Source organism: Bifidobacterium vansinderenii (assembly GCF_002234915.1).
GTDB lineage: Bacteria > Actinomycetota > Actinomycetes > Actinomycetales > Bifidobacteriaceae > Galliscardovia > Galliscardovia vansinderenii.
Map to the genome: position 1 here is coordinate 1 of NZ_NEWD01000009.1, position 18,970 is coordinate 18,970.

At 61.1% G+C, this 18,970-nt stretch carries 15 protein-coding genes and 2 tRNA genes; 7 read left to right on the top strand and 10 right to left on the bottom strand.

All coding sequences use genetic code 11. The features are described from left to right. The 3 genes from Tam10B_RS12895 to Tam10B_RS05190 form a co-directional block, all read left to right on the top strand. A partial coding sequence (locus tag Tam10B_RS12895; protein WP_233133604.1) for a hypothetical protein occupies window positions 1-397 on the top strand: 397 nt, incomplete at its 5' end. Window positions 398-929: 532 nt separating this feature from the next. Continuing rightward, a complete protein-coding gene (locus Tam10B_RS05185) occupies window positions 930-1,412 on the top strand; it encodes a hypothetical protein (RefSeq protein WP_143248543.1) in 483 nt (160 codons plus the stop codon). 76 nt (window positions 1,413-1,488) lie between these two features. Beyond that, a complete protein-coding gene (locus Tam10B_RS05190; RefSeq protein WP_093960205.1) occupies window positions 1,489-1,851 on the top strand; it encodes a hypothetical protein in 363 nt (120 codons plus the stop codon). A gap of 56 nt (window positions 1,852-1,907) precedes the next feature. Here Tam10B_RS05190 and Tam10B_RS05195 read toward each other — a convergent pair whose 3' ends face one another. From Tam10B_RS05195 to Tam10B_RS05230, 8 genes are all read right to left on the bottom strand, one after another. Beyond that, a complete protein-coding gene (locus Tam10B_RS05195) occupies window positions 1,908-3,722 on the bottom strand; it encodes a DUF4012 domain-containing protein (protein ID WP_093960206.1) in 1,815 nt (604 codons plus the stop codon). A 180-nt stretch (window positions 3,723-3,902) separates the two neighbouring features. Continuing rightward, a complete protein-coding gene (locus tag Tam10B_RS05200) occupies window positions 3,903-4,274 on the bottom strand; it encodes a chorismate mutase (RefSeq protein WP_233133606.1) in 372 nt (123 codons plus the stop codon). Window positions 4,275-4,837: 563 nt separating this feature from the next. After that, complete coding sequence (rho, locus tag Tam10B_RS05205; protein WP_093960208.1) at window positions 4,838-6,970, bottom strand: transcription termination factor Rho; 2,133 nt, start codon at window positions 6,968-6,970, stop codon at window positions 4,838-4,840. Between the two features lie 319 nt (window positions 6,971-7,289). After that, a complete protein-coding gene (locus Tam10B_RS05210) occupies window positions 7,290-8,411 on the bottom strand; it encodes a hypothetical protein (protein WP_093960209.1) in 1,122 nt (373 codons plus the stop codon). 11 nt (window positions 8,412-8,422) lie between these two features. Continuing rightward, a complete protein-coding gene (locus tag Tam10B_RS05215) occupies window positions 8,423-9,307 on the bottom strand; it encodes a hypothetical protein (protein WP_093960210.1) in 885 nt (294 codons plus the stop codon). A gap of 17 nt (window positions 9,308-9,324) precedes the next feature. Next, entirely contained in the window at window positions 9,325-10,449 is a 1,125-nt protein-coding gene (locus Tam10B_RS05220; protein ID WP_093960211.1) for a hypothetical protein, read from the bottom strand. Window positions 10,450-10,732: 283 nt separating this feature from the next. Continuing rightward, window positions 10,733-12,430 carry a glucose-6-phosphate isomerase gene (gene pgi / locus Tam10B_RS05225; protein WP_093960212.1) on the bottom strand — a complete coding sequence of 566 codons (1,698 nt, stop codon included), beginning with the start codon at window positions 12,428-12,430 and terminating at the stop codon, window positions 10,733-10,735. Window positions 12,431-12,943: 513 nt separating this feature from the next. Beyond that, the gene (locus tag Tam10B_RS05230; protein ID WP_233133605.1) at window positions 12,944-14,140 is read right to left on the bottom strand and encodes a mannose-1-phosphate guanylyltransferase; all 1,197 of its coding nucleotides are present in this window, start codon (window positions 14,138-14,140) and stop codon (window positions 12,944-12,946) included. A 375-nt stretch (window positions 14,141-14,515) separates the two neighbouring features. Here Tam10B_RS05230 and Tam10B_RS05240 point away from each other — a divergent pair. Both Tam10B_RS05240 and Tam10B_RS05245 read left to right on the top strand, forming a co-directional pair. Next, a tRNA-Thr gene (locus Tam10B_RS05240) sits at window positions 14,516-14,591 on the top strand. Between the two features lie 102 nt (window positions 14,592-14,693). Then, window positions 14,694-14,774, top strand: a tRNA-Leu gene (locus Tam10B_RS05245). 184 nt (window positions 14,775-14,958) lie between these two features. Here the strand turns inward: Tam10B_RS05245 and Tam10B_RS05250 are convergent. Next, window positions 14,959-15,645 (bottom strand): non-canonical purine NTP pyrophosphatase, encoded by a 687-nt coding sequence (locus Tam10B_RS05250; RefSeq protein WP_093960239.1) that lies wholly within the window; start codon window positions 15,643-15,645, stop codon window positions 14,959-14,961. 197 nt (window positions 15,646-15,842) lie between these two features. Further along, window positions 15,843-16,607 carry a ribonuclease PH gene (rph, locus tag Tam10B_RS05255; protein WP_093960214.1) on the bottom strand — a complete coding sequence of 255 codons (765 nt, stop codon included), beginning with the start codon at window positions 16,605-16,607 and terminating at the stop codon, window positions 15,843-15,845. Between the two features lie 141 nt (window positions 16,608-16,748). Between rph and Tam10B_RS05260 the strand changes: the two genes are divergently transcribed. After that, the gene (locus tag Tam10B_RS05260) at window positions 16,749-17,384 is read left to right on the top strand and encodes a Pr6Pr family membrane protein (RefSeq protein WP_093960215.1); all 636 of its coding nucleotides are present in this window, start codon (window positions 16,749-16,751) and stop codon (window positions 17,382-17,384) included. Between the two features lie 62 nt (window positions 17,385-17,446). After that, on the top strand, window positions 17,447-18,784 hold the full coding sequence (locus Tam10B_RS05265) for a nicotinate phosphoribosyltransferase (protein ID WP_093960216.1): 1,338 nt from the start codon (window positions 17,447-17,449) through the stop codon (window positions 18,782-18,784). Window positions 18,785-18,970: the final 186 nt, after the last annotated feature.

The following is an 18,970-nucleotide window of genomic DNA, read 5'->3' on the forward strand; positions in this document are numbered from 1 at the left end:
TTTAACCGAAAATAACGTGAGCAGGTTACTACACGAAGAACAAACTTCGCTAATCAATCTTGGATTCCGCGGCGATGTCGCATATCAAGGAACGTTTGGACATGCGCCTTCCAAAAAATCCATGGCAATTACTGCTTTACTTATTAAAGAGTTATTTGCCAATATTCTTCGGCATGCTGACCCAAATCTTCCATATACGATATTTATGATCATCACCGACGAACACATCATTATTCATGAAAGCAATACCAGCGCATCTCAACAAACAAATTTCATTTTTCCTCATTCGGGGTATGGCATCCATCATTTCAGGCAACAAATTGAGAACATAGGCGGAACACTGCACACAAATCAAGAAGATAATAATTGGCTATTTTACACTAAAATCCCTTATTAAGGGATATACCTCAATTTGATTTCTTACACTGGCCGTAGGAACACGTGAACGACACTAGACAATATGGCCATGGAGGGCACGAAGAACGCACTTCCCCAATACCACAAACTCCTTGTCGAAAATCGCAAGTTTTAATGGAATCAGCGACCCCAACCGACGTACTTAGAGAAACGCAGCATAAGCATGCAAGAAAAACTCTCATATTTCACCTTATCAATAAATAACAATAATGATTGTTACACGTTTTTTCTCAAGAATCGCAATATCACGAATATTGCAACATATGTCCACAATATTCCCAATTTGATGAGCCCACGATTCGATCAGGCGTTACTTTAAAGGTAAGCAGCACAAGCTGCCCATACCGACGATTCACAATGAGGTGATCATATGGAAAGGTTACAAACCACTCGAGCAGGCACCACCCTGATTGCAGCGTTTATTGCTGTCGCGATGTCAGTGGTGTTCTTCCTTGTACCGTCAACCGCCAACGCTGGAGTCGAACGCCTCCATCCCCACTGCAATGCAAGGAATGGACGCCTATCTCTCCCGCAATGCCGATGGCACCGTTTCACTCGACGAAACCGCGGCCCGACAGGCTGGCTACAGCTCTGATTCCATCTCTACAGTCGAAGACAACCTGACCGGCATGAACGACATGGTTGCCGATGGCGCCGTCAGCGATGACGCCTTTGTCGTCACCATGTCCGTAAAGACAGCCCGTGACGGAGGACAGTCCAAGGTCGTCCGTTACTGGTGGGGTCTGGTAGAGGTCTACCTGAGCTCTTCCGAGGCTCGCCAGGTCGCCGACGTCTACGATAACCTTTCAACGGCTGCAAGTATTCTGAGCAAGATTCTGAAAAAGTACAGCCTGGCTGCACAGGCCGCCTCAATCGTATATGCGGTTTCGGCCTACCAATTCCGTAAGGCCGCTTCCGGCAACCGTGGCATAGTGATCACCATGTCGCCCAATGTGGACACCGGACTGTACACCTACTGGGTCATTTCCCAGTGAATGCGTTGATGGTCTGCGGTTTGTACTTCACTACATTCTGCAGACCATCAACGCCCTGCGAAAAAGGAATACGACAATGAAGTGGATTATTCGATGGGGAATTCCGGTCTGCGGCGTAATCATCGTGCTGGCAGTACTGCTGTATGGGATCACGCACCCGGAGTTTAAGGACATCATGGCAGGCCCGGTTCACATGATGGATCTGATCATGGTGCTCGGCGGATTGCTCATCTCGATACCCATCACCGGAGTGCAGATCGGGGTGAAAACCAAGCGCGGCGACTCCTATCCTACGGTTTGGAAGACCATTCCGTGGGTGTGCGTCATCGTGGACACCATACTGGTACTGTTTGCGCCCAATACGCTGCCGTTTTCCATTGCAAGCACGGTGACCGCCATCGTCTGGTGCTACCTGCTGTTCTGGATACCGAAGAAGTAGTACGAGCAGCCCCCCGATCGGCCAATCCCCGGCCGGGGATCACGCATGGCCGACCCTTACTCTGCCTTCTCCACCCAGCCGAGCGGAGTCTGGTCCACGGTCAGGTCGGAGACGGCCTTGACGGACGTGGTCACGTCGAACTCGTACGTCACGGTCTGCCCGGGTGCAACACTCGCCACATTGGCGTAAACCTTCGTACCGTTCAGCGTCTCCTGCCTACTGTCCGTCACGGTGCCTGTGGAATCCGATGACACCGTCGGCTCGGCCATGCTGCCGCCGGCCGGCGCGTAGAACAGCATCTTCTCGATGCCGTACGTCTTGGGCTGCCCGGCCTGGCTGATACCGACGATGTAGTCGGGCAGCGACGTGGCGGCATTGGAATCCAACGTGTTGGTCAGCGTGTACATCACGTGGTAAGTGCTCGATCCGTCACCGTTCTTCGACGTCAGCGTCACCTTGGATGTGCGATGGACGTACCAGTCCATCTTCGACGAGTTCTGCTGCGTCACGTACACGCCCACCTGCGGATGCTCCTCGCTGTTCGGCGTGGATGCAGTGAAACCGGCATCGGCGATCGTCTTCTCCGTATTCTCGTCAAACGCATACAGCGAAAAATGACGACTCTGCGCCATGTCGCCCATGATCTGCGACACCTTCACCAGCTTGCCGGTGGTCATGTTGGAGAACATGCTGCCCACAGCCTGTTCGGCCACCTGCGCGAAGAACGTGTCCTGCTGTTCCTGCGGATACTTCGTATACACCGTGTTGAGCAGAAATTCCGCGGTGTTGTCACCGGTGAGCACGGTGCCATCGGACAGCGTGACGTTGCCGGTGATACCGATCAGCTCCTGCAGGAACACCGGATCGGCCATGATCACGCCGTCCAGATTCGCGTCGGCTCCCCATGATGCACGCTGCCAGATCTCGCGCATGCCCTCGGCGCTGCGCGACGCGTCTGGATAGACCGCCAGATCACGAATGTCGAACGACATCTGTAACGGACCCCATTCCTGGAAGATTCGCCGTTCGTCATCGGTCGGTGTGCTCGCACCGTAGGCGAGATAATCCGCGTCGGAGTGGAAGTCGCCGATGCCCACCTTGCCGTTGTCCGTGGTGACCACGCCGACCGAGCCAACCAGGCCGCCGGACGAGCGCGCCTCGGATGTGGTCATCGCCATCAATGCATACGTGCGTGGCTGATCGGAACCGAGGAAGTCCGGCAGCATCTGGAAGGCATTGGATACGCGATCGACCGTATCGGCCAACGATGTCAGTTGTTTACCGCCGGCTTCGTAGGCATCGTTTACGATGCCGATATGCCCGCCCGGCAGATTCCGGTACACGCGCACCTGCTCCTGCAATGCCTTGTCGGCGTCGGCGATATCCGTTCTCTTGTCAAGGATCGGCTGCAGATTGAATCCACCGTCGTCAGTGTTCAACTGACCGTTCTGCAACGAGGTCAGTACGTCGACGAATTTGGGAAGCGGACCGCCGATCAATTCATTCGTCACCGACGTCATGCCCTGCACTGTGGTGATGTCATCGCCGATCACCGGAATATGCGATGCGATGTTCCACAGCGTACCGTGGGTGATATCGTTCGCCGCGGTGGTCTCCTGTTTCGCCGCGTCAAGACGTTGCTGCAGATCGTCGGATGTGGTACCGGAGTCGTTGGAATCAGACGAATTGGTAAGATTCACCACCGCGGACAGCGTCGACAATGCCTGCTGTTCGTGCGACTGCACCTTTCTGGCGTCCGAATACAGCTTCGCGCCGCTGACGCCGGCCGCGGCGACGAGCGCCAGAAATACCAGCAGTATCGCCGCAATCCACCGACCGGGATGATGTCGTTTTGCGCTCCGCGCCGGCATGCGCCCTGTTCCCATATCATTCTTCGCAGTCAATCGTCTAACCCCGCAAACGCATTACCTCCCCCCGAAAATAGGGGGCGCCAAACATGTAATTATAGAGTCAGGATACGTGAAATCGACGGCGTTATAAGAATGATCACCAAACGTGCGTGTGAGCGGCCATGCTTATTGCAAACGATCTCAGGCGAATACGTCGAGCACGCCCGGGTCGCCGCCGGCGTCGGCGATGCGCTTGTGACGCTTCTTCGCCTCGGTCACCACGAATTCGCGGTACATTTCGGCGATGTTCGGATCGAGTCCGGCATCCTTGGCGATGCGCTGCAAACGTTCGATCTGATAGTCCTCACGTTTGTAGTCGGCGGGCGCGAATCCGGCTCCGGCCTTGAGCACACCCACCTGCGAGGTGGCCTTGAATCGTTCGGCGAGCAGATGGATCACCGCGCCGTCGATGTTGTCGATCGTCTGGCGCAGCCCTTTGATCTTCGCCACGGCATCGGCGACTTCGGGGTGCTCCTTGGCGGCCTGTGCGTCGATCGTGGACGAACGTTCGATGCCGCTCGTCGACTCCGGCTGGGGTTCGGCCGTTTCCGCGGCGTCGATCACCACATTGTTCGCGTCGACGGATCCGGTCTGATCATTGTCTTCGGTGATGGTTCGTACAGGCTTTCGCCAACCACTGATATCTGCACTCATGCCTACCAGATTATCCCGAACCGCTCCCCTGCGGCCGGTGTGCCACGCGCATGACCACTATGCAAGATCGGTCCGCATATCGTACGGCTGCGCTCTCCCGGGAATCATATAAGGCCGATAGGCCACATGCATGCGTCAAACAAGCACCGAACATGCCTCTTCAAGCCCCATTCGACGCACGCGTGTGTCAGACAAGCACCGGGCACGTCCACTCGGTGTTTGTCTGACACATCCATGCGTAAAACAAACACCGAACGCGTTTCTTCGAGTCCCATCTGTCGCACATGTGCGTCAAACAAGCATCGAATGACCGACCAATGATGCGGCGACACGTAAAAGCGCCGTACGGATACGTTCCGTTGCAAATATGCAATGAATCGTAACCGTACGGCGCCTAAACGATCGAACCCGTTCCGAACCGGCTACTTGGCCTGGGCCTGCGGGATCGTGGAGTTGATCGCGGCCAGGAACTCGCGGTTCGTGGCGGTCTTCTTCAGACGCGGCACCAGGGTCTGGTACGCCTGCTCCGGCTCCATGCCGCCGAAGAGGCGACGCAGACGGTAGATGACGGCCAGCTCGGCGGGCGGAGTGATGAGCTCCTCGCGGCGGGTGCCGGACGCGTTGATGTCGATGGCCGGGAACAGTCGCTTCTCGGACAGCTCGCGGCTCAGGCGCAGCTCCATGTTGCCGGTGCCCTTGAACTCCTCGAAGATCACCTCGTCCATCTTGGAACCGGTCTCCACCAGCGCGGACGAGATGATGGTGAGCGAGCCGCCGTTCTCGATGTTGCGGGCCGCACCGAAGAACTTCTTCGGCGGGTACAGTGCCTGCGCATCCACACCACCGGACAGGATGCGGCCGGACGCCGGCTGGGCGATGTTGTACGCACGGGCCAGACGGGTCATGGAGTCGAGCAGCACGACCACGTCCTTGCCGAGCTCCACCAGACGCTTGGCGCGCTCGATGGCCAGCTCGGCCACGATCGTGTGGTCGCTCGCCGGACGGTCGAACGTGGAGGAGATGACCTCGCCCTGCACGGTGCGCTCCATGTCGGTGACTTCCTCGGGGCGTTCGTCCACGAGCACGACCATGAGGTGCACTTCGGGGTTGTTCGTGGTGATCGAATTGGCGATCTGCTGCAGCGTGATGGTCTTGCCGGCCTTCGGCGGGGAGACGATCAGACCACGCTGGCCCTTGCCGATCGGCGCCACGATGTCGATCAGTCGACCGGTGAGCTTGGTCGGCTGGGTCTCCATACGCAGACGTTCCTGCGGGTAGAGAGGCGTGAGCTTGCTGAAGTGCGGACGGGACTGCGCCTCCTCCACGCTCATGCCGTTGATCGTTTCGATCGACTGCAGCGGCACGAACTTCTGACGCTGGTTGCGGCCGTCGCGCGGCGGACGGGTGGTGCCCTGCACGGCGTCGCCCTTGCGCAGACCGTACTTCTTCACCTGGCCCATCGACACGTACACGTCGTTCGGACCGGGCAGGTAGCCGGAGGTGCGCACGAATGCGTAAGATTCGAGCACGTCGACGATGCCGGCGACGGGCACCAGATCGTCCTGCTGCTGGTAGTCGTTGCGTTCCGCGCGTTCGGTGCGATCGGCACGCACGGCATCGTCACGACGGTTGCGGCGATCGTTGCGATCGGCACCGTTGCGACGGTCGTTACGATCGTCGCGGGCGCCACGACGGGCGTCACGGTCGGCGCGGTTGCGGCGGTAGTCGCGATCGTCGTCCTGATCGTAGCGGTCGGCGCGATCGGCGCCATGGCCGCGATCGTCACGCACACGACGGTCGGCGTGATCGTCGCGACGGTTCTTGCCGCCCTTGCGCGGTTCGGGACGATCGGAACGGTCGGGCAGCGCGGCGAGGATGTCGCCCAGATCGCGCACACGACCCTGACGGGCGGGCTCGTCGGCGGCGGCGCCACTGTCCTTGCGACGGCGCACGCGCGGCAGATCAAGATCAAGGTCAAGCTTGCCGACGTTCTCGTGGTCGCGATCTCGATCGGCACGATCCGAACGGTCGGCGCGCTCGTTGTCAATCACCGGAGCGGAAGACAGCGTGGCACGACGACGCGGTGCACGCTTGCCGGCCTTGGGCTCGGGAAGTTCGATGGCTGCGAGCTTGGCCGCGGACTTCTCCACGTGATCGGCGTGCTCGATCGGATCGATGGTCTTCTTGGGCTCGGGCAGCTCGATGATCGCCGGCTGCGCGGACGCGGACGTGTGCTCGACCGGAGCCACGTCGGCCACGGGAGCGGAGGCGGCGGGAGCCTCGGAAACGTTGGAATCGGCCGGCTCGGCAACGGGAGCGGCAGACTCGGAAACAGCGGATTCCTCCGTCTTGTCGGCCTTCTTGACGGTACGCTTGGTCGTCTTCGGCACGCGCACGGTCACGCCGGCGGGCGCTTCGCCGCCGTTGCGGGCGGCTTCGATGGTGCTGACCAGCTCGCCCTTACGCATGGTGGAGGTACCACGCAAACCCATCTGCTTGGCGAGCTCCTTGAGCTCGGGCAGCTTCATACTTGCAAGATTCTGGCTTTCTGCCACGTGTATTGCCTTTCGTCTGACCGTATATGATCCAACCATGAATCCCAAAGACCCAAGGCCCGCGATCATAAGGGTGTTCTGACGCGATGAGAGCGCCGTTCTGATGAGAACTATCTCATCCGAGCGCTATCTCGTCATCGAAAAGTCCGAATTGAGAACGGTTCCGGACTGCCCTTACTATACGACGAGTCACCGACCGACGCAATTTTGCCACGCCCGAAAATCGAACGGTTGTTCACGTGTTGAGTTCATGCGATTCATGTGCGAAATCAGCGGAATCACGCGCTGTTCGGACCGTCAGCAGATCATCGGCACACCGTTATCGCAGTCGGAAATCCGTAACGACCGACAGCGTTTTCGCATACTGATCATCAACGTTCGCATTATGGCTCACGCCGGTGGCATCGCTGGAACCGCTGCTCACCGACCAGCCGGTGAATCGCAGACCCATGCCGGTCTTCACCTTGTCCGCGTCGATGGGCATGCGCAGCACCACGGACTGTCCTTTGGCGAGCACGATCCGGTCGGCCTGTGCCCAGACGCGTTCCACGGTCTTGCCGGATTCGTCCAAAAGATCGAAGTGCAACATCACGCTGGTGGCGTTGCCGGGGACGCGACTGCGCACGGTCACGTCGACCATGCGTTTACCGTCGTTCACGGAGTCGTCTCCACCGGCTTCATCGGAATGGAAGACGCCTCGGTCGGTGATGTCGAGGATGTCGAACGGTGTGCTGTGCGGCTGTGCGGCGGGCAGGTTGAGTTTGCCGCGCAGGTAGGAGTCGGCTTCGGAGATGTTGTAGGCGTCCACGCCCGTCATGGTATCCGTGTAGCGCAGGCTGGTGGCGTTCGCGGCATAGCGTGCTTCGGCGGCCTGGTCGGCATAGTCGTTGGCGATGTCGTACACCGCGTTGCTCACGCTGTCGGGCCAGGTGCGCGCGGTGAGGAGTTTCACGGTCTGGTCGAGGGCTGTGGCGGCCTGTGCGGCGGCGGATCTTGTGGCGTTGAGGTCGTCGCCGATGGATGTGGTCATGGCGTCGTCCACGGTCTGCCATGATGCGGCCACGGCGTTGAGATAGTAGTCGCCGGCTTCCGCTTCGGTGAGTTCCGGCCCGGAGAAGTCCAGATCGTTGGTCGTTTTCGACGGGGTGGCTCCCTCCAGATCGTATTCGGCGTCGTCGGGGCAGACCTCGCCGCTGACCGTTGACAGTATGCTCATGCCGCCGACGAACCATCCGGCTGCGCCGGCCATGACGATAGCGAGCAGCGAGCCGATGACGCGTCGTCGGAGACGTTTGTGTGCCGCCTGTTCGACCAGTTCGGCCTCGAGCATTTCCACCGCCTCGCGATCGCGCGTGTTACGGCCGTTCGTGCCGCGACCGTGGGAGTCGCGACCGTGCCTGCCGCCGTTCTCACCGGAATAGTTCTTCGTGTTCCTGCTCATACGCCCCTCCTTCATTTGCTCAGCCATACCGAGATCGATATCAGGTCGCCGTCGTTGAGATACGGGCGTATGGCGTTGTTGCCGAAGTCGAATTCCATGATGTAGGTCTGCGGATCGAAGTCCATCAGTCCGTCGTATCGGCGAAGCGGCCCAACGTTGAGCAGGCCTCCGCCGTATTCCGCCTCCCACTGTTCTGCCGCGGTGTAGTAGGTGCGGCCGAGCTTGTATTTGGCTTGGAACGTCACGGTGACGGCACGTTGGGCGAGGTCGATTTTGCCGGTTTGGATGTATTCGCGGTCGAATTTGGCCACGGTGATGTTGTAGTGCTCGCGCAGATCACGTTCGGCGGCACGATCCTCGTCCGACATGTATGACTTGACGTACCCGCCGTCGTTGTCGGAGACGATGATCTCGTCGGCCGTCATACTGCCGTATTGCTTCACGAACGCATTCCAGCCGTCGCCCGGTTTGATGCCGCGTTGGGTGGCGAGTGTGAAATCGCAGTCCTTTTTGTCGATGCGACAACTGTTGCCGTCTTCCCCCACGCTGGTGAATTGGCTTGGATAGTCTCGGACATGTGCCTCGGTGACGAGCTTGCCGGACTCAGCGTTGACCAGCGAGTACTCGCCGACGGGCAGATAACCGGCAGGAGGCTCGTTGTCGCCTGCGATCAGGGTGGTCGTACCGACGGTGACGGTGCCAGCAATCGCCAGTATGAGGATCAGGATCAGAACGATCGCGGCGGTACGGGAGCTGCGAGGGCGAACGGAGGCTCTTCTCGTCGCGCCGGCGGCAGTCTCGCGCCCGGATGCCTTTCGCGGTTCTGCTGATTCGCCGGTCTCCTTCACTGCATCAATCGGCACATAATCGGCGTCATGGTTGCGAAACGGTCCCATGGGAATCCCCCTATTCGCTATTCGAACCGGAAGTCGTTGACCACCGTTGCGGCCGCGATCTGGCGCGCGGTGTAGTCATCCTGATGGATTTCGGAGTCTTTGGATAAGTCGGCAGTGTCGTTCACGTGCACGGACCATCCGACGAGCGCGAGTCTCCATCCGGTCTGAGGCAGGTCGGGATTGATCTCCAAAGTCATGGTCACGTCGTCATTGTTGTGAATGCGCACCGGGTTGCCGTCGTCGTCATAGGAGCTATACAGCGTCTTGACCTCGGTGGAGCGAATGACGCCGTCGGCGTCAAGCAGGTTGAAGGTCACGCCGATGGACGCCACATCGGACGGTATGCGACTGACGGCGTGCACGGTTACGCATCGGCGAGGGATATCCTGACCGTCGTCACCGATGATCGCGAATCCGGTGCATGAGCCGGCATCGGAGAGTCCAGTGACTTCGATCGGCATGGCGGGGTCTGGCTCGGAGTCGAGTTCCAGCGCGGTGCGGACGATGGATTGCGCGCCGGATGGCTTGAATTCGCTGTAGGTCATCCAGTCGATGGCCTCGGGATTGGTGTTCGTGGTCAGATTGGCGTAGATCGCCGATCGTTCCTGGTATTCGAGGATCACCCGTCGGATGGGCTTGTTCAGGGATTTGGGCCAGGTGCGGGCGGCGAGCGCTTCGGCGGCATGGTCGGCGGCGGTCTTGGCGGTTGCGGCGGCGGCATGCACGGCCTTGATGTCTCCGCCCGCGGCGGCCAGACGCAGGGTGTCGTCGGCAGGATAGACGTCGGCCACCGCCTTGCTGAAGTACGGGCCGGCCTTCGCTGTGGAAAGCTTGGGACCGCGGGGTTCGAGCGGCACGAATCCACCGTAGCAGTAGTCCTTGGCGTCCTTGGCACTGGTCTGGTTGGAGCAGTTGAGCGCGGATCCGCCAGGCAGTCGGCTGCGATGCCATGCGAATCCGCCCACGCCCGCCGCGATCATCGCCAGCAGCACGAGCAGCGAGATGAAGCGGGAGCCAAATGATCGTTTTCGTCGATTATCGGCATTGTCCCGAACTGCATCATCATCGACGGCAACGACCTTCGCCCCCTTATTGGATGCATTCTCGCCCCACGGCGGCACCCATCCCCCGGAATCCTTCATCGCGTTTCCTTCTCCGGCATGTGTTTCATTCGCCCACGTCGGCCTTAACTACGTTGTTTCTTTCCGTCATCCTACTGCACAGCGAATCAAACCCCGAACCCGCATAAAACCAAGACGACAACCGAATTCACCCATAAAACAACAAAAGCGGTCTCCCTCCGAAACGGGAGACCGCTCTATTCATCTATACGAGTCCATACCGGCATCTCCGCCTTTCCTCGAGGGGAAGGCGTCAGCCTCAAGCTGGTGGCTGAAGTGTCGGAGGCCTGACTTCACTCAGAAATCAGAACTCGCGGTGCTCGCGGTAGAACTTGATCAGGCTCTGGGTGGAGGCGTCCTGGGCGGCCAGAGCGTCGTCATCCTTGGAGATGGCCGGGGTGATCTGCTTGGCGAGCTGCTTGCCGAGCTCCACGCCCCACTGGTCGTAGGAGTCCAGACCCCACACGGTGCCCTCGACGAGGGTGATGTGCTCGTACAGGGCGATGAGCTCGCCGAGCGAGAACGGGGTCAGGGCCACGCCGAGGATGGACGTGGTCGGACGGTTGCCCTTGAACACGCGGGCCGGCACGATGGCCTCCGGCGTGCCCTCGGCGCGCACCTCGTCGGCGGTCTTGCCGAAGGCGAGGGCCTTGGTCTGGGCCAGGTAGTTGCCGAGGAACAGCTCGTGCACGTCCTGGTCGCCGTCCTTCACCGGGTTCGGGGTGTTGGCGAAGGCGATGAAGTCGGCCGGGATGAGCTGGGTGCCCTGATGGATCAGCTGGTAGAAGGCGTGCTGGCCGTTGGTGCCGGGCTCGCCCCAGAAGATCTCGCCGGTCTCGGTGGTCACGGGGGTGCCATCCCAGCGAACGGACTTGCCGTTGGATTCCATGGTCAGCTGCTGCAGGTAGGCCGGGAAGCGGTGCAGGTACTGGTCGTACGGCAGCACGGCGTGGGAGGCCACCTTGAAGAAGTTGCGGTACCACACGTTGAGCAGGCCGAGCAGGGCCACCACGTTCTTCTCGAACGGGGTGTTGGCGAAGTACTCGTCGATCTCGTGGAAGCCGTGCAGGAACTCCTCGAACTGGGCCGGGCCGTAGACCACGGCGAGCGAGGTGCCGACGGCGGAGTCCACGGAGTAGCGGCCGCCGACCCAGTTCCAGAAGCCGAAGGCGTTCTCCGGGTCGATGCCGAACTCCTCGACCTTCTCCAGGTTGGTGGAGACGGCCACGAAGTGCTTCTTGATGGCTTCGGCGTTCTTCTCGTCGGAACCGTCGATGGCGCCGGAGGCCTTGAGCTCCTCGAGCAGCCAGGTGCGGGCCTCACGGGCGTTGGTCAGGGTCTCCAGGGTGGTGAAGGTCTTGGAGACGATGATGAACAGGGTGGTCTCCGGGTCGAGGCCCTTGGTCTTCTCGGCCAGATCGTTGGGGTCGATGTTGGAGATGTAGCGAGCGGAGATGCCGGCGTCGGCGTAGGGCTTGAGGGCTTCGTACGCCATGACGGGACCCAGGTCGGAGCCGCCGATGCCGATGTTGACCACGGTGTCGATCTTCTTGCCGGTCACGCCGCGCCATTCGCCGGAGCGGACCTTCTCGGCGAACGCGTAGATGCGCTCGAGGGTCTCACGCACGTCCTTGACCACGTCCTGGCCGTCGACGATGTACTTGCCCTCGTCCTCGACCGGACGACGCAGGGCGGTGTGCAGCACGGCGCGGTCCTCGGTGTTGTTGATGTGCACGCCGGTGTACTGCTGCTTGATGCGCTCGTCGAGCTTCACGTCCTTGGCGAGGTCGGCGAACAGCTTGAGGGTTTCGGGCTTGATGAGGTTCTTGGAGAGGTCGAAGTGCAGGTCGCCGGCTTCGAAGCTGAGCTTCTCCACGCGGTCGGCGTCCTCGGCGAACCACTTCTTGAGGTCGATGCCTTCGGCCTGCAGCTCGTCGTAGTGCTTCTGCAGCGCGGCCCAGGCAGGGGTCTGGGTGGCGTCAATGGGAGGATTAATGGCCATGTGAGGTCCTTTCATCACTTGAGGCGACTCGGTGGATCGAGCGCCTGTTCCGCGTTTCACAATACCGGCCTTCACGGACAGTAAAAAACGAACAGAAATGTTGTCATTTGTGCATTAGAACGTGCAATAAATAAAGCCTATCGCCGCTTTACCCGCCGTTCACCATCGAACCCGTTCAATACCGAACATTCGCACACATCGGGGCAGATTTCTCCGTCGCCATGACACACCCCAAGTCAGATTTCCCATTCCGGTCAGCCCAGTCAAAGTCCGACAGCCACGGTTTGGTAGTCGAAACGCAACATTCCGGTAGTCTGATCGCGACATTTCGATAGTCCGATCGCGACATTGCATGGTTTGGTAGTCGAAACGTGACGTTTTCGCGTGGTGTTTACGCTCACAATGTCGCGTTTCGACTCCCAAATCATCGAAACGTCACGTTCCGACTACCAAGTCACGTTCCGACTACCAAACCCGCGACGTCACATTCCGACTCCCAAATCCCCTACTCCCCTACAGAATTTCGGTATGGCCGCGCGCCGTGAGTTCTGCCACCATGCGCTTAACCTCCTGGCTGCGTGCGCGCGGCGCGACCAGCAGCGCATCCAGCGTATCGACGACGACCAGATCGTCCGCGCCCAGCAGCGTCACCATGCGGTCGCTCGACGGCACCACCACGTTCCCCGCCGAGTCCAAGCACACCACACGTCCGGCGTCGCCGACGATCTTGTTGTTGCGCGCGTCCACGCTCGGAATCAACGCCGCCACCGAATTGAAGTCACCGATATCGTCCCATCCGAATCCACCGGGCACCACGGCCACCCCACCCTCGGCAGCCAGCGGCTCGGCGAGCGCATAGTCGAAGGCGATCTTCTCCACGCCCGGCCACAGCCGTTCCATCATCTCGGCACGGACTTCACCGCCGTCATCCGCATCCCACACGTCGGCGAGCACGGTGACCGCGCGGTGGATGTCCGGCTTGAGTCGCCTCAGCGCTTCGAGCAGCACGTCGGCTCGCATCACGAACATGCCGGCGTTCCAACGGTATTCGCCAGTCATCAGATACGCCTGCGCGGTGGCGGCGTCCGGCTTTTCCACGAACGCCCGCACCCGGCGCGCGTCCGGAGCGCCGGGGATGCTTGATCCCAGCGGCTCGCCGTGACGAATGTATCCAAACGCGGTGGATGGCCGCGTGGCGGCGATGCCGATCGTGACCACGTATCCGGCGCGGGCCGCAGCCACGGCCTGTTTCACGCACGACGCAAACGCCTCGTCGTCGCGAATCACGTGATCGGCGGCGAATGATCCGACGACGATGTCGTTGCCGTATCGTTTCGCCAGTATCGCCACAGACAGCGCGATGGCCGCCGTGGAGTCACGTCCGACCGGTTCGGTGAACAGATTGCGTGCGTCGAGCTCCGGCAGCTGGGCGCGGATCGCCGCCTCGTGCGCCACGCCGGAGATCACGGACACGCGTTCGGCGCCAGCGAGCGCGGCCAATCGATCGAAGGTTGCCTGGATCATGGTGCATCCGGAACCCAGAAAGTCGTAGAGGAATTTGGGCCGTCCGCCGCGGCTGATCGGCCAGAGCCGTGAGCCCACGCCCCCGGCGGGAATCAACGGGTAGAAGTCCAACACCGTACCCACGGCACCGACCGTGCCCTTGGTCTCGTTCCCGCTCGCGGAATCGTCCATATTCGCAGCGCCCATACATGCGTTATCCATGCACCCATTATCCCCGGCCGCCCGGTACAACGGCCCTGATCTTCGCGCGTTTCCTCGTTGCGCAAGATGGACAGCATGTCGCAGTGAGTGCTCCCTCCGAGGGAGGGAGCTGTCATGCGACCGCATGACTGAGGGAGGGAACAGCAACCTTCTTGCCTTCGACCCCTCCCTCTGTCGCGACGTTCGTCACGACATCTCCCTCCCCGGGAGGGAGAACACAGGAGTCGTTCCGGATCAGGGGGTCTCCATACCACGCAATCTCCGCGACACGCGCAAACCACGTCCCACCCATCATCGATTTGGATTTTTCCGAATCGTCCGGTAGTATCCTTTACTTGTGTGCGCAGCAATGTGCCATGTGCCACTTTAGCTCAGTCGGTAGAGCGGCTCACTCGTAATGAGCAGGTCGACAGTTCGATTCTGTCAAGTGGCTCCACGGGAAACCCTAGGCACTTCGCCTAGGGTTTTTGTTTACCGTGATTCGTATGATCGCAGCACACGCATGACTGGCGTATGGTTGGCAATCACATGATGAAACGCGCGAGTGGCGGAATTGGTAGACGCGCAGGATTTAGGTTCCTGTGTCTTTGACGTGTGGGTTCAAGTCCCATCTCGCGCACCGGAAAGCCCTCGGAACCGTTGTCGTTGCAATGGTTCCGAGGGCTTTGTTTATCTACTGCGAGGATCTACTGCGAGAGTTCCTCCGTCTTCCCGCAGGGCTCTCCCTTCGTCGCGCTTTGCGTAACGCCTTCCTCATCGGAGGAAGACGGAAAAGCGATGGGAACGCACTCACTGCACGTAACTCACTGCACGTAGTTGTGCAGCACGAGGCGGCGGATGCTGGGCACCAGACGGCGGATGGCCTTGGACCGGTGCGAGATCGCGTTCTTCTCCTCCGGCGCCAGTTCGGCCGAGGTGAGCGGATGTCCGGCTTCTGCGGCGCGTGCCGGCTGGTCGTCGGGCACGAAGATCGGATCGTAGCCGAAGCCGTGCTCGCCGCGCGGCTCGCGGATGATCACGCCCTGCATGTCGCCGAGCTCCACGTTTTCGTTATGGATGTCGTACGGCGGTTCGGTACGACCGTCGTCGGTTTCCGGCACAACGAGCGCGGCGGCGCAACGGAATCGTGCGGTGCGGTTGGCGTCGGGAATGTCCTCGATCTGGGCGAGCAGCAGTCGGTTGTTGGCCGCATCGTCGCCGTGCACGCCGGCCCAGCGCGCGGACAGGATGCCCGGCGCGGCGCCCAGCACGTCCACGATCAGTCCGGAATCGTCGGCTACGGCGGGCAGACCGGTCCGGCGTACCACGTCGCGGGCCTTGAGCAGAGCGTTCTGCTCGAACGAAACGCCGTCCTCCACCGGATCGGGCAGGTTCAGCGAGCCGGCGGTCACCAGTTCGATCCGTTCGGCGTCCTCGCCCAGATCCTCCACGAGAATGCGCTTGATTTCGGCCAGCTTGCCTTCATTATGGGTGGCGACCACCATTCTGATCGTATCGCTCATAGCGACTCCTCCTCATTGAATCCACTGAAATACCGGGCTTTATGAGCCCATACCGCGCCTGCCCAATACGACAAACCAGACACGACAAAACTATGCAAATCATTATGCAGGACGGGCGGCGGCGACCGTCACACCGGTCCGGCGGCACCATCATCGGTTGCCGCCGGACCGGCCATGCCAGCCGTTCAGTCCTGCTGCAGGGCCGCTCGCTGCGCCGCCTGAAGCTCCTTGTTGCCCTTCTCGGCCAAGTCGAGCAGCTCGCCCAGCTCCTTGCGGGTGAAGGGGCGATGCTCGGCGGTGCCCTGAATCTCGATGAACGCGCCAGCGCCGGTCATGGCCACGTTCATGTCGGTCATGGCGTTGCTGTCCTCCACGTACGGCAGGTCGAGCATCGGCTTGCCGTCGATCACGCCCACGGACACGGCGGACACCTGATCGCGCAGCACGGTGCGGTTCGCGCGGATCATCTTGTGCTCCTTGGCCCATGCCACGGCGTCGGCGAGCGCCACGTAGGCGCCGGTGATGGATGCGGTGCGGGTGCCGCCGTCGGCCTGCAGCACGTCGCAGTCGATCTGGATCTGGTTCTCGCCGAGGGCCTTCATGTCGACCACGCCACGCAGGCAGCGGCCGATGAGTCGACTGATCTCGTGGGTGCGGCCGCCGATCTTGCCTCGCACGGACTCACGGTCGGTGCGTTCGGTGGTGGCGCGGGGAAGCATGGAGTATTCGGCGGTGACCCAGCCGAGGCCTGAGTCCTTGCGCCAGCGGGGTACGCCCTGCGTGAACGTGGCGGTGCACATCACGCGCGTGTTACCACATTCGATGAGCACGGAGCCTTCCGGAACGTCGGTCCAGTGCCGGGTGATCTTCACCGGGCGCAGTTCGTCCACCGCGCGTCCGTCGGGACGGATCGTCTGGGTGGCGTCAAGCATGTCTTTGATCTGAACCATTGGTAGCCTCCGTAGCCTCCGTGCACGAACATTTCGTGCATGAAAGACCGTATCGGTCTTCGCCGACATTGCCCGGCCCTGCGCCGGCCCAGTGCCCGCCCATCGTCGGCCCATCCCGCGTCCGCCCCTACACTTGGTGGTATGAGATTTCTGGCTGCGTTGTATCGCTTCGCCATGGCGGCCTGTTGCTTCGCCGGCACCTATGAGGTGTGGCATCTGCGTCACTATTCCTCGCTGGTGTATTTCACGTTTCAGACCACGCTGCTGCTTGGCGTGGTAATGCTGTGGACGGGCGCGGCCACGCTGCTCAAGGGCATTCAGCCGCCGGCGTGGCTCAAGGGCTGCCTGACGCTGTATAGCGTGATCGCCGGCCTGGTGGCCCTGTTCGTGCTACCGGCGGCGGATCCTGCGATTACGCCGCGCGTGTTCGGCCTGCTGACGGTCACGTGGGCGCATCGCGTGGTGCCGGTGGGCGCGCTGTTGGATTGGCTGCTGTTCGATCCGCATCGGCGGTTCAAGTGGCCGTATGCGTTGTGGTGGATGGCGTATCTGCCCGTGTACGTGGTGGGTGTGCTGATTCGTGCGGCGATCTGGCCGCATTCCGGTCCGCTGGCCGACGGCACGCCGTACCCGTACGATTTCCTGAATCTGCCGGTGTTGGGCTGGGCCCGGCTGGGCATCAATATAGTGGAATACGGTGGCGTGTTTTTGGCATTGGGACTAATACTGATAGTCATTGACAGGGCGCTGCCGCAGAAGGTGCTGTTCGCGTCCTGATTCATCCTGATGTATCGTGCGTTTCTGACGCACCCGATGATGTTACGAACGAAGAGGTAGTCATGACGAACACTGATTATTCGGCCGCGATGATGACCGACATGTATGAGTACACGATGCTCGACGCAGCCATGCTCGACGGCACCGCGGATCGCCGTTGCGTGTTCGAGGTGTTCACCCGTCATCTGCCGACGGGCCGCCGCTACGGCATCGCCGCCGGCCTGGGCCGCATCATCGACATGCTGAAGGACTTCCGTCCGAGCGAGTCCGATCTGAAGTTCCTGCGCGACCGTCATGTGGTGAGCGAGAAGACGGCCAAGTGGCTGGAGAACTTCCGTTTCTCGGGTACGATCCGCGCCTACCGCGAGGGCGAGGCGTTCTTCGCGAACTCGCCGATCCTGCAGATCGAGGGCACGTTCGCCGAGTGCACGCTGCTGGAGACGCTGGTGCTGTCGGTGCTGAACTATGATTCGGCGATCGCCTCGGCCGCGTCGCGTATGACGTCGGCGGCCGGAGACCGTCCGTGCATGGACATGGGCGGACGCCGCACGAACGAGAGCGCCGCGGTTGCCGCCGCGCGCGCCGCGATCGTGGGCGGTTTCGCCGGTACCGCGAATCTGGCCGCTGCCAAGAAGTACGATCTGGTGTGCATCGGCACCGCCGCGCACGCGTTCACGCTGCTGCACGACGACGAGCGCAGTGCCTTCGTCTCCCAGGTCAACGCGCTGGGACCGGGCACCACGCTGCTGACCGACACGTACAACATCGAGCAGGCGATCACCACCGCCGTGGAGGTGGCCGGCCCCGAGCTGGGCGGCATCCGCATCGATTCGGGCGATCTGGCGTCGCTCGCCCAGCAGGCGCGCAAGCAGCTGGATTCGTTGGGCGCCACGAACACGAAGATCACGGTGACGAACGATCTTGACGAGTACGCGCTGGCCGCACTGGCCACCGCGCCCGTGGATTCGTACGGCGTGGGCACGATGCTGGTGACCGGTTCGGGCCATCCGACGTGCGCGATGGTGTACAAGCTGGTGGAGCGTGAGGGTGCCGACGGACAGATGCATCCGGTGGCGAAGAAGTCGTTCGGCAAGAAGACCGACGGCTGGCGCAAGCGCGCGCTGCGTTCGTACCGCTATGGTCTGGCGCAGGGCGAGCTGGTGGTGTGCGGCCCGCAGGATCGTCTGGCCGACTGGCAGGCGCCCGCCGAGTACGGCGATACGCGCGATCTGCTGATCACGGCCGTGGATCATGGCGACATCGACGAGTCCCTGGCCAGCAAGGAGGCGCTGCTCGCAGCCCGTGACTACCACCGCAAGGCGCTCGACGAGCTGCCGGTGACCGCCCTGTCCCTGATGAACGGCGAGCAGGCCATCCCCACCGAAATCATCACCCTCTAAGCTCCGGCTTTTGGTTCCCCTTCCAAGGAAGGGGAACCTCCGATATGCAGTATCGTCCTGCAGACGATGCTGTTCATGCGGCTGCGCCGCGTCACCTCATCCGTCGGCTGCGCCTCCACCTTCCCCTCAAGGGGAAGGGAACCCATGACCGGGAAGCATGATTTGTCGTACCCGGCTTCCCCTTGA

Excerpts from the sequence above, each read along its gene's own strand:
- Tam10B_RS05185 (WP_143248543.1), top strand. The coding sequence starts at position 930 with ATGGACGCCTATCTCTCCCGCAATGCCGATGGCACCGTTTCACTCGAC.
- Tam10B_RS05190 (WP_093960205.1), top strand. The coding sequence starts at position 1,489 with ATGAAGTGGATTATTCGATGGGGAATTCCGGTCTGCGGCGTAATCATC.
- Tam10B_RS05195 (WP_093960206.1), bottom strand. The coding sequence starts at position 3,722 with ATGCCGGCGCGGAGCGCAAAACGACATCATCCCGGTCGGTGGATTGCG.
- Tam10B_RS05210 (WP_093960209.1), bottom strand. The coding sequence starts at position 8,411 with ATGAGCAGGAACACGAAGAACTATTCCGGTGAGAACGGCGGCAGGCAC.
- Tam10B_RS05215 (WP_093960210.1), bottom strand. The coding sequence starts at position 9,307 with ATGGGACCGTTTCGCAACCATGACGCCGATTATGTGCCGATTGATGCA.
- Tam10B_RS05220 (WP_093960211.1), bottom strand. The coding sequence starts at position 10,449 with ATGAAGGATTCCGGGGGATGGGTGCCGCCGTGGGGCGAGAATGCATCC.
- pgi (WP_093960212.1), bottom strand. The coding sequence starts at position 12,430 with ATGGCCATTAATCCTCCCATTGACGCCACCCAGACCCCTGCCTGGGCC.
- Tam10B_RS05230 (WP_233133605.1), bottom strand. The coding sequence starts at position 14,140 with ATGGGCGCTGCGAATATGGACGATTCCGCGAGCGGGAACGAGACCAAG.
- rph (WP_093960214.1), bottom strand. The coding sequence starts at position 16,607 with ATGGTTCAGATCAAAGACATGCTTGACGCCACCCAGACGATCCGTCCC.
- Tam10B_RS05260 (WP_093960215.1), top strand. The coding sequence starts at position 16,749 with ATGAGATTTCTGGCTGCGTTGTATCGCTTCGCCATGGCGGCCTGTTGC.
- Tam10B_RS05265 (WP_093960216.1), top strand. The coding sequence starts at position 17,447 with ATGACGAACACTGATTATTCGGCCGCGATGATGACCGACATGTATGAG.